This window comes from Stenotrophomonas daejeonensis (genome assembly GCF_001431505.1).
Lineage (GTDB): Bacteria > Pseudomonadota > Gammaproteobacteria > Xanthomonadales > Xanthomonadaceae > Stenotrophomonas > Stenotrophomonas daejeonensis.
On sequence record NZ_LDJP01000064.1, the window covers coordinates 14,131 to 27,595 of the forward strand.

A 13,465-nucleotide genomic window follows, 5' to 3' on the forward strand; every position below is an offset into this window, starting at 1 on the left:
CATGACTGGTGATGTGAACGTGGTCGGCCTGTACGTGCGCGACCAGGACGAGGCACTCGATTTCTACGTCGGGAAACTGGGTTTCCAGCTGCACACCGACGTGCGCAATGGCGACTACCGCTGGTTGACCGTGCAGGCCAGCGGGCAGGCGGCATTCCAGCTGGGCCTGTTCCGGCCCGGGCCGCCGGTGCACGACGCGGACACCGCGCGGACCCTGCAGCAGATGGTCGCCAAGGGCGCGATGCCGCCGCTGGTGCTCGCCGTGGACGACTGCCGTGCCGCCTGCGAGGAACTGAAGGCGCGCGGGGTGGAATTCACCCAGGAGCCGATGGAACGCTACGGCGCCGTGGATGCCGGTTTCCGCGATCCCTCCGGCAACGGCTGGAAGATGATCGAGGCCCGCGGACGCTGAAAGCGGGCCGCAATCCACCGTGGGCCACCTGCATGCGGGCGGCCCACAGTGGTGTCCGGATATGGCCGGCAGATGCGCTGTACGGGCCGCATGCTGCACACCCGTTCGCTTCCCACCGCGTGCGTCATGGCCAGTTTCCTGCTTTCCGGCATCGACCCCGGACCCCTGCAAGCGCTGTTCGATCTCGACGCTGCGGGACTGGCCGCACACGGCGCGGCGCGCCGCGTCGCGGACAGCGAGCGTGGTTTCCCGTGCCGCGTCAGCCTGCGCGATGCCGCCGTCGGCGAGGAATTGCTGCTGTTGCCGTACTGGCACCAGCCGGCGGCATCGCCCTACCGCGCCAGCGGGCCGGTCTTCATCCGTCGCGATGCGGTGCCGGCGCGGCTGGCCATCGACGAGGTGCCGCCCTATGTCGCGCGGCGGCTGATCTCGCTGCGCGCCTATGACCATGACGACTGCATCGTCGCCGCCGAAGTGATGGACGGCACGCAGGTCGCCGGCTGGCTGCACGCGCAGTTGGATGACCACAGCGTCGCCTACGTGCACCTGCACAATGCCCGCTACGGCTGTTACTTCTGCCGCGCCGACCGGGTGGATTGAGCGGCCGAAGCGGAACATGCCCGTGGCCGGCAGGACGATGCCGGGCATGCGGCGGAACACACCAAGGTGGGTGCGCTGGAGCGCCGGTTTGACCTGAACCAGGCGCCACCGTGCGGGACGCGGCGCTTGAACCGCTCGGTGGCGTCCCCATTGTTTCCGGGACACCCCGGAGATGCCCGATGGACCCCAGCCAGAACCCGAATGTTTTCCACGCCACCACCATCTGCTGCGTGCGCCGCGGCGAGCACGTGGCGATCGCCGGCGACGGCCAGGTCACGCTCGGCCACACGGTGATGAAGGGCAATGCGCGCAAGGTGCGTCGGCTCGGTCGCGACGGCCAGGTGCTGGCCGGCTTCGCCGGCGCCGCCGCCGATGCCTTCACCCTGTTCGAACTGTTCGAGGCAAAGCTCGAAAAGCACGGCCAGTTGCAGCGTGCCGCAGTGGAACTGGCCAAGGATTGGCGCACCGAACGCCGCCTCGGCAAGCTCGAAGCATTGCTGGCAGTAGCTGACCGGGAAACCTCGCTGATCATCAGCGGCACCGGCGACGTGATCGAGCCGGAGGACGGCATCATCGCGATCGGTTCCGGCGGCTCCTATGCACTGAGCGCGGCGCGCGCGCTGCTGGCGCACACCGAACTGGACGCGAAGGCGGTGGCGACCGAGGCGATCAACATCGCCGGCGGCATCTGCATCTACACCAACCGCAACGTGGTGGTGGAGGAGCTTTGAGGAACGAGTGGAGAGGAACGAGGAACGAGTGGTGAAGCCACGGCGTTCCTGCTCCTCGCCTTTACTCGTTCCTCGTTCCTCTCCACTCGTTCCTGCCCCTCGGGAAACCCCATGACCCACAAGATCGAAACCTCCTCCGCCACCATGACCCCGCGCGAGATCGTGCAGGAGCTGGACCGCCACATCGTCGGCCAGCACGACGCCAAGCGCGCGGTCGCCATCGCCCTGCGCAACCGCTGGCGACGCATGCAGCTGCCCGAGGAACTGCGCAACGAGGTGATGCCGAAGAACATCCTGATGATCGGCCCCACCGGCGTCGGCAAGACCGAGATCGCGCGGCGCCTGGCGACGCTGGCCAACGCGCCGTTCGTGAAAGTCGAGGCCACGCGCTTCACCGAGGTCGGCTACGTCGGCAAGGACGTGGAACAGATCATCCGTGACCTGGCCGACACCGCGGTCAAGCTCTATCGCGAGCAGGCCAAGGTGCGCGTGCGCACGCAGGCCGAGGAGAAGGCCGAGGACCGCATCCTCGATGCGCTGCTGCCGCGCCGCAGCGCCGGCATCGGCTTCGATGCGGAAGCCGCGCGCAACGAGCCGTCGGCGGCCGACAACGACACCCGCATCAAGTTCCGCCGCATGCTGCGCAACGGCGAACTGGACGAGCGCGAGATCGAGCTGGAAATCGCCGCCAACGTCAGCATGGACATCATGACCCCGCCGGGCATGGAGGAAATGGGCCAGCAGCTGAAGTCGATGTTCGCCAACCTCGGCGGCGGCAAGTCGAACAAGCGCACGCTGGCGATCAAGGCCGCGCGCCCGCTGCTGGTGGAGGAAGAGGCCGGCAAGCTGGTCAACGAAGACGATATCCGCACCGCCGCGATCGAGGCCTGCGAGCAGCACGGCATCGTGTTCATCGACGAGATCGACAAGGTCGCCAAGCGTGGCGACAACGTCGGTGGCGGTGATGTCTCGCGCGAAGGCGTGCAGCGCGACCTGTTGCCGCTGGTGGAAGGCAGCAACGTCAGCACCAAGTACGGCACGGTCAAGACCGACCACATCCTGTTCATCGCCTCCGGCGCGTTCCACCTGGCCAAGCCCAGCGATTTGATTCCCGAGTTGCAGGGCCGCTTTCCGATCCGCGTCGAACTGGGCGCGCTGAGCAAGGCCGACTTCGTGCGCATCCTCACCGAACCGAAGGCGGCGCTGACCAAGCAGTACGAAGCATTGCTGGCGACCGAGGGCGTCAAGGTGAGCTTTACCGCCGACGCGGTGGACCGGTTGGCCGAGATCGCCGCGCAGGTCAACGAGCGGCAGGAGAACATCGGCGCCCGTCGCCTGCATACCGTGCTGGAGCGACTGCTGGATTCGCTCAGCTACGAAGCGCCGGATCGTGGTGGCGAAACCCTCGCCATCGACAGCGATTACGTCGACAAGCACCTTGGCGAGCTGGTGCAGGATCCGGATCTGAGTCGTTACATCCTGTAACCATGCGGATGCCCTCTGCGGGGCAAGCCCCGCAGCTACGGTTTGCCGCGTGGGTTCTCCCGTATCGAGTCTTTTCAGGTGGGACACCATGCGGGGCATGCCCCGCATGGTGTTGCCGGCAGGGGCTCAGGCCCTGCGCGCGGCCGGGTACAACTCGACGTTCTCGCGCTGCAGGCGCTCGAACAGCGCGCGCAGCACGGTGTTGGCGTCGCGGCGGAAGCCCTCGGGGTCGGCCGCCAGCCGCGACGGCACCCGCCACTGCTGCACGAAGCCGGCGAAGGCCTTGGCCAGCCCCTGCATCTCCTTGCGGTAGCGCTCGCTCATCGCGGCGATCTCCGGCTTGCCGCAGCGCGCCAGCGACGGGTACAGCACCTGGTCCTCGGCGGCCAGGTGGAACTTGATCTGGCTGGCGGTGCTGGTGATGAGCTCGCCGATGGCTTCGGCGTTCTCGCGTATGCCTGCACGCGACAGTGCGCGCAGCGATTCGATCTGGCCGAGGATCTGCCGGTGATCGTGGTCGTACCTCTGGATATCCATTGTTTTCCGTTGCCTGCTGACTACCCGGCCCATGCCGGTCGCCCGCGGGTATCGGCCGCCGCGGGCGATGCTTGAGGCGCCGCCGCGACCGTCTTCAGGCTTCAGCCGGCTTCGTCGTCCGGCAGCGGCGAAGGTGGTGCGCCGGGGACGAACAGGCCGGGCTTCACGTACCAGCTGAACAGCGCGTCGATGGCCTCGGGCGCCTCGCGTTCCAGCGTGAAGTGCTCCGGCTCCATCATGCCGCTGCACAGCACGCCGGTCAGGCAGGCATGGAGCACGCGGGCCGGCGTGGCCGGGTCGACGCCGTCGCGCAGCTGCCCCAGTTCGCGCGCGCGGGCGAAGGCGCTGCGGAAGATCGCCAGTTCCTCGGCGGTGCCTTCGTGCTGCAGCCGGCGGATGGCCTGGCTTTCGGCGGAAGGGTCGTTGCGCAGCATGATCTCCATCATCGAGCGCAGCTGCGCGTCGGTGGCCAGCTCGTTGATCGACACCAGCATCACCGAGCGCAGGTCGAGGATGGGCGTGCTGCGGCGGGGCGAGGCGGTGCGGCGCAGCCGTTCGAGGAACGGCAGGTGCTTGCGCCGGATCATCGCCTCCAGCACCTCGGTCTTGTTCTTGAAGTGCCAGTAGACCGCGCCGCGGGTATAGCCGGCGCGCTCGCCGATGGCGGCCAGCGAGGTGCCGGCCACGCCATGCTCGTGGAAGCAGGCCAGCGCCGCGTCAAGGATGCCCTCGCGGGTGGCGAGGGCCTCTTCTCTGGTTTTTCTGGCCATTGCCGCGTTACCCGTGCAAGTCGCTGGATCAAACCCGGCCGCCATCATAATTGTTTACAAACAGTCTTGCATGTATGTATATTTCCGCGCTTGCTCCGCAGGATGTGGTGTCATGCGCGCGGTGGCCGTCCGGGCCATTGGCCGTAACGCGTCCGGCACGGTGCCGATGGCACGATGCCGCCTCGTCCCGCGAGCGTTTCCCCTTCCCGCCGAGCCCCACCATGACCTCGATCCGCAACCGCCGCCTCGTCGCGCTGTCCCTTGCACTCACCGTCGTGCTTGCCGCCTGCAAGGGCGGCGAGGCCCCGCCGCAGGGCGGGCCCGGGCAGGTCACCGTGGTCACCCTGAAGGCCGAGCCGGTCACCCTGACCCGCGAGCTGGTCGGCCGCGCCACCGGCTACCAGGTGGCCGAGGTGCGGCCGCAGGTCAGCGGCATCGTTGCCAAGCGGCTGTTCACCGAGGGCGCGCTGGTCACGCAGGGCCAGCCGCTGTACCAGCTGGACGACGCCGCCTACCGCGCCCAGGCCAACAGCGCCCGCGCGCAGCTGGCCCGTGCCGAGGCCAGCGCCACTGCCGCGCGGCTGGCCGCGCGCCGCAGCGCCGAGCTGGTGAAGGTCAAGGCGATCAGCATGCAGGACGACGAGAACGCGCAGGCCGCGTGGAAGCAGGCCGAGGCCGACGTCGGCGCCGCGCGCGCGGCGCTGGACGCGGCCAACGTGACCCTGGGCTACGCGCGCATCACCGCGCCGATCGCCGGTCGCATCGGCAAGTCCAGCGTCACCCAGGGCGCGCTGGTCAGCGCCGGGCAGGCCGAGCCGCTGGCCACCATCCACCAGCTCGACCCGATCTACATCGACGTCACCCAGTCCTCGGCCGAACTGCTGCAGCTGCGCCGCGAGCTGGATGCCGGCCGCCTGCAGGGCAACGGCGAGCAGCCGGTGGACATCCTGCTGGAGGACGGCACCCCGTTCGCCCACAAGGGCACGCTGGAGTTCTCCGAGGTCAGCGTCGACCCGGGCACCGGCAGCTACGGCCTGCGCGTGCGCGTGGACAACCCCGGGCAGGTGCTGATGCCGGGCATGTTCGTGCGCGCGGTGGTCGGCAGCGGCGTGCGCCAGGACGGGCTGCTGGTGCCGATGCAGGGCATCGCCCGTGACGCCCGCGGCAACACCAGCGCGATGGTGGTGGACGGCGAGGGCAAGGTGGCGCTGCGCCAGGTCGCGGTCAGCCGCACGGTCGGCGACAAGTGGCTGGTGGAGGACGGGCTGGCGGCTGGCGACAAGGTGATCGTCGAGGGCCTGCAGAAGATCGGCCCCGGCATGCCGGTGCAGGCCACCGAGAAGGGTGCCGAAGCCGCCACGCCGGCCGCGCCGGCGGCCAAGCAGTAAGCGGGGGCGCACATGGCACGCTTCTTCATCGACCGGCCCATCTTCGCGTGGGTCATCGCCATCATCATCATGCTGGCCGGCGCGCTGGCCATGCTCAAGCTGCCGATCTCGATGTACCCCGAGGTCGCGCCGCCGGCGGTGTCGATCAGCGCCAGCTACCCCGGCGCCTCGGCCAAGGTGGTCGAGGACTCGGTGACGCAGATCATCGAGCAGAACATGAAGGGCCTGGACGGGCTGATCTACTTCTCGTCCAACAGCTCGTCCAACGGCCAGGCCAGCATCACCCTGACCTTCGCCAGCGGCACCAACCCGGACATCGCCCAGGTGCAGGTGCAGAACAAGCTGCAGCTGGCCATGCCGCTGCTGCCGCAGGAAGTGCAGCGCCAGGGCATCAACGTGGCCAAGTCCTCCAGCGGCTTCCTGCAGGTGGTCGGCTTCGTCTCCGAGGACGGCAGCATGGACGCCACCGACATCTCCGACTACGTCGGCTCCAACGTGCTGGACCCGCTGAGCCGGGTGCCGGGCGTGGGCAGCATCGAGGTGTTCGGCGGCAAGTACGCCATGCGCATCTGGCTGGACCCGAACAAGCTGCAGACCTACAAGGTGTCGGTCGACGAGATCACCGCCGCGGTCCGCGCGCAGAACGCGCAGGTCGCGGTCGGCCAGCTGGGCGGTGCGCCGGCGGTCAAGGGCCAGCAGCTCAACGCCACCATCAACGCGCAGGACCGCCTGCAGACGCCGGAGCAGTTCCGCGACATCGTGGTGCGCACCGAGGCCGACGGCTCCATGCTGAAGCTGGGCGACGTGGCGCGGGTCGAGCTGGGCGCGGAGACCTACGACTTCGTCACCCGCTACAACGGCAAGCCGGCCTCGGGCCTGGCCATCACCCTGGCCACCGGCGCCAATGCGCTGGACACCGCCGAGGGCGTCAGGAAGACCCTGGACGAACTGAGCGCCAACTACCCGCGCGGGCTGAAGGCGGTGATCCCCTACGACACCACCCCGTTCGTGAAGGTGTCGATCAAGGGCGTGGTCGAGACCCTGGTCGAGGCCATCGTGCTGGTGTTCCTGGTGATGTACCTGTTCCTGCAGAACTTCCGCGCCACGCTGATCCCGACGATCGCGGTGCCGGTGGTGCTGCTGGGCACCTTCGGCATCCTTGCCGCGCTGGGCTTCTCGATCAACATGCTGACCATGTTCGCGATGGTGCTGGCGATCGGCCTGCTGGTGGACGACGCCATCGTGGTGGTGGAGAACGTCGAGCGCATCATGTCCGAGGAAGGGCTGTCGCCGCTGGAGGCCACCCGCAAGTCGATGGGCCAGATCACCGGCGCGCTGGTCGGCATCGGCCTGGTGTTGTCGGCGGTGTTCGTGCCGATGGCGTTCATGTCCGGCTCCACCGGCGTGATCTACCGCCAGTTCTCGGCGACCATCGTCTCGGCGATGGCGCTGTCGGTGCTGGTGGCGATCGTGCTGACCCCGGCGCTGTGCGCGACCATGCTCAAGCCGCTGAAGAAGGGCGAGCACCACGTCGCCCACCGCGGCCCGGCCGGCCGCTTCTTCACTTGGTTCAACAACGGTTTCGACCGTTCCAGCAGCAGCTACCAGCGCGGCGTGCGCGGCATCCTCGCCCGCCCGGGCCGCTTCATGGCGGTGTTCGCGGCGCTGGCGGTGGCGATGGGCCTGCTGTTCGTGCGCCTGCCCAGCTCGTTCCTGCCCAACGAGGACCAGGGCATCCTGATGGCGTTGGTCAACGCACCGGTCGGCGCCACCCAGGAGCGCACGCTGGAGTCGATCTACAAGCTGGAGGACCACTTCCTGCAGAACGAGAAGGACGCGGTGGAATCGGTGTTCTCGGTGCAGGGCTTCAGCTTCGCCGGCATGGGCCAGAACTCGGGCATGGCCTTCGTCAAGCTCAAGGACTGGGACGAGCGCACCGCGGACCAGGGCGTGGGCCCGATCACCGGCCGCGCGATGATGGCGCTGGGCCAGATCAAGGACGCCTTCATCTTCGCCTTCCCGCCGCCGGCGATGCCGGAGCTGGGCATCGCCTCGGGCTACACCTTCTTCCTGAAGGACAATTCCGGGCAGGGCCACGAGGCGCTGGTCGACGCGCGCAACCAGCTGCTGGGCATGGCCGGGCAGAGCGGCAAGCTGGCCAACGTCCGCCCCAACGGCCTGGACGACACCCCGCAGCTGCGCCTGGACATCGACGTGGCCAAGGCCGGCGCGCATGGCCTGTCGCTGGATGCGATCAACAGCACGCTGGCCACCGCGTGGGGGTCGAGCTACGTCGACGACTTCATCGACCGCGGCCGGGTCAAGCGCGTCTACGTGCAGGCCGACGACGGCTTCCGCATGAACCCGGAGGACTTCAACCTGTGGACGGTGAAGAACGGTGCCGGCGAGATGGTGCCGTTCTCGGCCTTCGCCAGCCAGCGCTGGGACTACGGCTCGCCGCGGCTGGAGCGCTACAACGGCGTCTCGGCGCTGGAAATCCAGGGCGAGGCGGCGCCGGGCGTGGCTTCGGGCGACGCGATGCTGGAAGTGGAACGGCTGGCCAAGCAGCTGCCGCCGGGCTTCAGCATCGAGTGGACCGCGGTGTCCTACCAGGAACGTGAAGCCGGTGCGCAGACGCCGCTGCTGTACACGCTGTCGCTGCTGATCGTGTTCCTGTGCCTGGCCGCGCTGTACGAAAGCTGGAGCGTGCCGACCGCGGTGCTGCTGGTGGCGCCGCTGGGCATCCTCGGCGCGGTGCTGGCCAATACTTTCCGCGGCATGGAGCGCGACGTCTATTTCCAGGTGGCGATGCTGACCACGGTGGGCCTGACCTCGAAGAACGCGATCCTGATCGTCGAGTTCGCCAAGGAGAACCTGGAGAAGGGCGCTGGCGTGATCGAGGCGACCATGCACGCGGTGCGCGACCGCCTGCGCCCGATCGTGATGACCTCGCTGGCCTTCGGCCTGGGCGTGCTGCCGCTGGCGATCGCCTCCGGCGCCGGCTCGGGCGCGCAGCGCGCCATCGGCACCGGCGTGCTCGGCGGCATGATCGCCGGCACCACGCTGGGCCTGTTCTTCATCCCGTTGTTCTTCGTGGTGGTGCAGCGGGTGTTCAACCGCAAGCGCCTGCCGGCCGAAGGTGGCAGCGCGGAAGGCTGAGCATTCCGCATGATCGCTTGAACCTCGAACGCCGGGCCTGACGCCCGGCGTTCGAGGTTTCGGGGCAGGGACGGTTTACTCGCCGATGTCCTCGTTCCACAGCTCCGGCTGGGCGGCGATGAAATCGCGCATCATGTCGATGCAGCGCTCATCATTCAGGTCGATGACGTTGACGCCGTTCTCGCGCAGCCAGCCGATGCCGCCGCCGAAGGTGACCGATTCGCCGACCACCACGGTGCCGATGTTGAACTGGCGCACCAGCCCGGAGCAGTACCAGCACGGGGCCAGGGTGGTGACCATGATGGTGTCGCGGTAGCCGCGCTGGCGGCCGGCCTTGCGGAAGGCGTCGGTCTCGCCGTGGATCGACGGGTCGCCTTCCTGCACGCGGCGGTTGTGGCCGCAGCCGAGCAGGCGGCCGTCGGCGTGGTACAGCGCCGCGCCGATCGGGATGCCGCCCTCGGCCAGGCCCTGGCGGGCCTCGGCGATGGCGGTGTCGAGCAGGGCGCGATAGTCGGGGGTGGCGATCATGGCCGGTTCCTTCGGGGGCATGCGGCCATGATAGGCGCGCAGGGCATGGCCGGCCCGTCGGTGCGATAATCCGGCGCATGAGCGAATCCCCCTACAAGAGCGGCACCACCCATTTCGGCTTCCGCGACGTGCCGGCCAAGGACAAGCAGAAGCTGGTCGGCCAGGTGTTCACCTCGGTGGCCGACAACTACGACCTGATGAACGACCTGATGAGCCTGGGCATCCATCGGTTGTGGAAGCGCTATTTCGTCGCCACCGCGCAGGTCAAGCCGGGCGACCGAGTGCTCGACCTGGCCGGCGGCACCGGCGACATCGCGGTGCTGCTGAAGGAACGGCTGGGCGCCGAGGGCAGCGTGGTGCTGGGCGACATCAACGCCGGCATGCTGTCGGTGGGCCGCGACCGGCTGACCAACCGCGGCTTCGTTTCCGGCTTCGAGTGGGTGCAGTGCAACGCCGAGGCGCTGCCGTTCCCGGACCAGAGCTTCGACCTGGTGACCATTTCCTTCGGCCTGCGCAACGTCACCGACAAGGACGCGGCGCTGCGCGAGATGTACCGCGTGCTCAAGGTCGGCGGTCAGGCGCGGGTGCTGGAGTTCTCCGAGGTTACCGCCGACTGGTTCAAGCCGCTCTACGACTTCCACTCGTTCAAGGTGCTGCCGAAGCTGGGCAAGCTGTTCGCGCGCGGTGATGGCGACAGCTACCAGTATTTGGCCGAGAGCATCCGCAAGCATCCGCCGCAGGAAGAGCTGAAGGCGATGATGGGCGAGGCCGGCTTCGGCCGTTGCCACTACAAGAACCTCAGCGCCGGCATCGTCGCCATCCATTCCGGCTACAGGCTCTAGTTGCAGGTGCCGGCCGCTGGCCGGCACGCTGTTTCCGTTTCTCCGTTTTCCAGAGGTAACCCCATGCGTTCACCCTTCCTGATGCTTCCCTTGGCCGTTGCGCTCGTCGCCGGCTGCGCCAAGGAGCCCGCCGCCCCCGTCGCCGATCCTGTTGCCGAGAAGCCCGCCGCCGCCGTGAACACCGTCAGCCGCAGCCATGACGAGAGCTCCTACGCCGAGCCGGACAAGGTGGTCGTCAAGGACCTGGCGCTGGAGCTGAACGTCGATTTCGACCAGAAGCAGATCGGCGGCACCGCCACCTATGCGCTGGAGTGGAAGGACAAGGACGCCAGGCAGCTGGTGCTGGACACCCGCGAGCTGACCGTCGAGAAGGTCGAGGCGCTGGCCGCCGACGGCGCCGCCACGCCGCTGCAGTTCGAGCTGGCGCCGGCCGACAAGGTGTTCGGCAGCAGGCTGGGCATCGAGGCGCCGCAGCAGCCGGCCAGCGTGCGCATCACCTACCACACCGCTCCGACCGCCTCGGGCCTGCAATGGCTGGAGCCGTCGATGACCGAGGGCAAGAAGCTGCCCTTCATGTTCAGCCAGTCGCAGGCGATCCACGCCCGTTCGTGGGTGCCGCTGCAGGACACCCCGAGCGTGCGCTTCACCTATGAAGCGCACGTCACCAGCCGCCCGGACGTGATGGTGCTGATGAGCGCCGACAACGATCCGAAGGCCGCGCGCGACGGCGACTACAGCTTCAAGATGCCGCAGCCGATCCCGTCCTACCTGCTGGCGATTGCCGCCGGCGACCTGGTGTTCGAGCCGATCTCGCAGCGCTCGGGCGTGTGGGCCGAGCCGGCGATGGTCAACAAGGCCGCCAAGGAGTTCGAGGACACCGAGAAGATGATCGGCGCCGCCGAGAAGCTGTACGGCGACTACCGCTGGGGCCGTTACGACATGCTGGTGCTGCCGCCGTCGTTCCCGTTCGGCGGCATGGAGAACCCGCGCCTGACCTTCGCCACCCCGACCGTGATCGTCGGCGACAAGTCGCTGGTCTCGCTGGTCGCGCACGAGCTGGCGCACAGCTGGTCGGGCAACCTGGTCACCAATGCCAGCTGGAAGGACATCTGGCTCAACGAGGGCTTCACCACCTACGTGCAGGCGCGCATCACCGAGGCGCTGTACGGGCAGGAGGCGGCCGAGATGGAGCGCGAGATCGACCAGACCGACCTGCTGGCCGAGGTGAAGGAGATGAGCCCGGCCGACCAGGCGCTGGCGCTGCCGCCGCTGACCGAGCGCGACCCGGACGAGGCGCTGAGCAACGTGGCCTACGTCAAGGGCGCGTGGTTCCTGCAGTTCCTGGAGCATCGCTTCGGCCGCGAAGTGTTCGACCCGTTCCTGCGCGGCTGGTTCGACGACCACGCCTTCCAGAGCGCCAACACCGACCAGTTCGTCGATTACCTGAAGCAGAACCTGCTGCCGAAGAACCCGACCGCGGTGACCGAGGCCGAACTGCACGCGTGGCTGGACGAGCCGGGCATCCCTGCGTTCGCGCCGAAGGCCCGTTCGCGCGGCTTCGCCGTGGTCGACACCGCGCGCATCGCCTTCCTCGGCAGCGACAGCCTGCCCAGCAACCAGGTGACCGGGCAGTGGAGCACGCAGGAATGGGTGCGCTTCATCGATGGCCTCGGCAAGACCGTGCCGGTGGAGAAGCTGGCGCAGCTGGACAAGGCCTATCACTTCACCGGCACCGCCAACGGCGAGATCGCGATGCGCTGGTACCCGCTGGCGATCCGCAGCGGTTACGGCGAGGCGCAGGCCGCGGCCGGCGAGTTCATCCAGCGCGTCGGCCGCCGCAAGCTGATCCTGCCAATCTACGCCGAATTGCTGAAGACCCCGGAAGGCCTGGCCTTCGCCAAGGACGCGTTCGCCAAGGCCCGGCCCGGCTACCACCCGATCACCACCGCCTCGGTGGAGGACATGATCGCCAAGGCCGAAGCCGCGCCGAAGCCGTAATCCGGCGGCATCGTGAACCAGCGCGACGGCGGGCGAAAGCCCGCCGTTGTCGTTTGCGTCGGCCATGTCGCAAACATCTTTGCTCTTGTTTGCTTTTGCAGGAGCGACGCAAGTCGCGATGAGGCTCCACCGGTACAGCCCCCTCGCGACTTGCGTCGCTCCTGCAACAAATACACTCTCGTCCACGCCATTCGTCGCCCGCAAAGGACCCCGCCATGAAACGACTGATCCTGCTCGCCGCCTGCACCCTGGCCGTGGCCGCCTGCACCGACCCGGAGGCCGAGCGCCAGAAGCAGGAAGCCGCCGCGGCGCAGGAACACGCGCGGCGCGAGGTCGACGCGGCCGCCATCGGCAAGCAGTACGACGGCGCGGTGGCCGCCGCCGACTGGGAAAGGGCGCGCATCTTCGGCGTGGCCCTGTTCGACCAGTACCCGGATTCGGATACCGCCGCGCGCATCGAGCCGGGTTTTGCCGAGGTGAAGGCAAAGGCCGAGGCCGCGCGCGAGCTGCGCCGCATGCAGGCATTGTGGAGCTACAACCAGGTGGCGGTGGGCAAGGGCGTGCAGCGCTCGGCGATGATCCAGGGCAAGGAGCGCGTGGACGTGGACGGCAGCGGCGCCAAGGTGGTGCAGCTGGTGTTCCGCGACCACCCGCAATGGAAGCACCACGCCTACCTGGTGCTGCAGGCCGGCGACTTCGCCAGGGCCTGCTACCGCGCCTGCCGGGTCAAGGTCGGGGTGGACGGCGCCGCGCCGCGCGCGATGGCCGCGCACCGCCCGGACACCGACGAGGCCATCGCCATGTTCATCGACGACAACCGCGGGCTGTGGCGACAGGCGCGCAAGGCGAAGGTCATCGAGATCGAGTTCCCGGTGCAGGCCGGCGGCGTCCGCAGCGTGGTGTTCGAAACCGGCGGCCTCGACGGCAGCCAGATGCCGGGCTGGGATTGACCCTCTGTAGGAGCGCACCTTGGTGCGCGATGAGGCTTTCCCGGTACCTGATTAGCACGATCTTT

General features: G+C 68.3%; 12 protein-coding genes. 9 read left to right on the top strand and 3 right to left on the bottom strand.

Going from position 1 to position 13,465, the window contains the following annotated elements; genetic code table 11:
* Window position 1: 1 nt before the first annotated feature.
* The 4 genes from ABB34_RS10995 (at window position 2) to hslU (ending at window position 3,228) form a co-directional block, all read left to right on the top strand.
* Window positions 2-412, top strand: coding sequence for a VOC family protein (locus ABB34_RS10995; RefSeq protein WP_057641370.1), 411 nt, complete (start codon window positions 2-4; stop codon window positions 410-412).
* Window positions 413-538: 126 nt separating this feature from the next.
* On the top strand, window positions 539-1,012 hold the full coding sequence (locus tag ABB34_RS11000) for a DUF1203 domain-containing protein (protein ID WP_057641371.1): 474 nt from the start codon (window positions 539-541) through the stop codon (window positions 1,010-1,012).
* Between the two features lie 179 nt (window positions 1,013-1,191).
* Complete coding sequence (hslV, locus tag ABB34_RS11005) at window positions 1,192-1,743, top strand: ATP-dependent protease subunit HslV (protein ID WP_057641372.1); 552 nt, start codon at window positions 1,192-1,194, stop codon at window positions 1,741-1,743.
* Between the two features lie 111 nt (window positions 1,744-1,854).
* Window positions 1,855-3,228, top strand: coding sequence for an ATP-dependent protease ATPase subunit HslU (hslU, locus tag ABB34_RS11010; RefSeq protein ID WP_057641373.1), 1,374 nt, complete (start codon window positions 1,855-1,857; stop codon window positions 3,226-3,228).
* Window positions 3,229-3,354: 126 nt separating this feature from the next.
* Here the strand turns inward: hslU and ABB34_RS11015 are convergent, their stop codons facing one another.
* Both ABB34_RS11015 and ABB34_RS11020 read right to left on the bottom strand, forming a co-directional pair.
* A complete protein-coding gene (locus tag ABB34_RS11015; protein ID WP_057641374.1) occupies window positions 3,355-3,765 on the bottom strand; it encodes a hemerythrin domain-containing protein in 411 nt (136 codons plus the stop codon).
* A gap of 101 nt (window positions 3,766-3,866) precedes the next feature.
* Window positions 3,867-4,535 carry a TetR family transcriptional regulator gene (locus ABB34_RS11020; protein ID WP_057641375.1) on the bottom strand — a complete coding sequence of 223 codons (669 nt, stop codon included), beginning with the start codon at window positions 4,533-4,535 and terminating at the stop codon, window positions 3,867-3,869.
* A 221-nt stretch (window positions 4,536-4,756) separates the two neighbouring features.
* Between ABB34_RS11020 and ABB34_RS11025 the strand changes: the two genes are divergently transcribed.
* Window positions 4,757-5,923: an efflux RND transporter periplasmic adaptor subunit gene (locus tag ABB34_RS11025; RefSeq protein WP_057641376.1), complete on the top strand. Its 1,167-nt coding sequence runs from the start codon at window positions 4,757-4,759 to the stop codon at window positions 5,921-5,923.
* A 12-nt stretch (window positions 5,924-5,935) separates the two neighbouring features.
* The gene (smeE, locus tag ABB34_RS11030) at window positions 5,936-9,082 is read left to right on the top strand and encodes a multidrug efflux RND transporter permease subunit SmeE (RefSeq protein WP_057641377.1); all 3,147 of its coding nucleotides are present in this window, start codon (window positions 5,936-5,938) and stop codon (window positions 9,080-9,082) included.
* A gap of 75 nt (window positions 9,083-9,157) precedes the next feature.
* Here smeE and ABB34_RS11035 read toward each other — a convergent pair whose 3' ends face one another.
* Complete coding sequence (locus ABB34_RS11035) at window positions 9,158-9,610, bottom strand: nucleoside deaminase (protein WP_057641384.1); 453 nt, start codon at window positions 9,608-9,610, stop codon at window positions 9,158-9,160.
* A 77-nt stretch (window positions 9,611-9,687) separates the two neighbouring features.
* Here ABB34_RS11035 and ubiE point away from each other — a divergent pair, with 77 nt between their 5' ends.
* The 3 genes from ubiE (at window position 9,688) to ABB34_RS11050 (ending at window position 13,400) form a co-directional block, all read left to right on the top strand.
* A complete protein-coding gene (gene ubiE / locus ABB34_RS11040; RefSeq protein WP_057641378.1) occupies window positions 9,688-10,452 on the top strand; it encodes a bifunctional demethylmenaquinone methyltransferase/2-methoxy-6-polyprenyl-1,4-benzoquinol methylase UbiE in 765 nt (254 codons plus the stop codon).
* 63 nt (window positions 10,453-10,515) lie between these two features.
* Window positions 10,516-12,450 (top strand): M1 family metallopeptidase, encoded by a 1,935-nt coding sequence (locus ABB34_RS11045; protein ID WP_057641379.1) that lies wholly within the window; start codon window positions 10,516-10,518, stop codon window positions 12,448-12,450.
* A 215-nt stretch (window positions 12,451-12,665) separates the two neighbouring features.
* Window positions 12,666-13,400, top strand: coding sequence for a hypothetical protein (locus tag ABB34_RS11050; RefSeq protein ID WP_057641380.1), 735 nt, complete (start codon window positions 12,666-12,668; stop codon window positions 13,398-13,400).
* The last annotated feature ends 65 nt before the right edge of the window (window positions 13,401-13,465 follow it).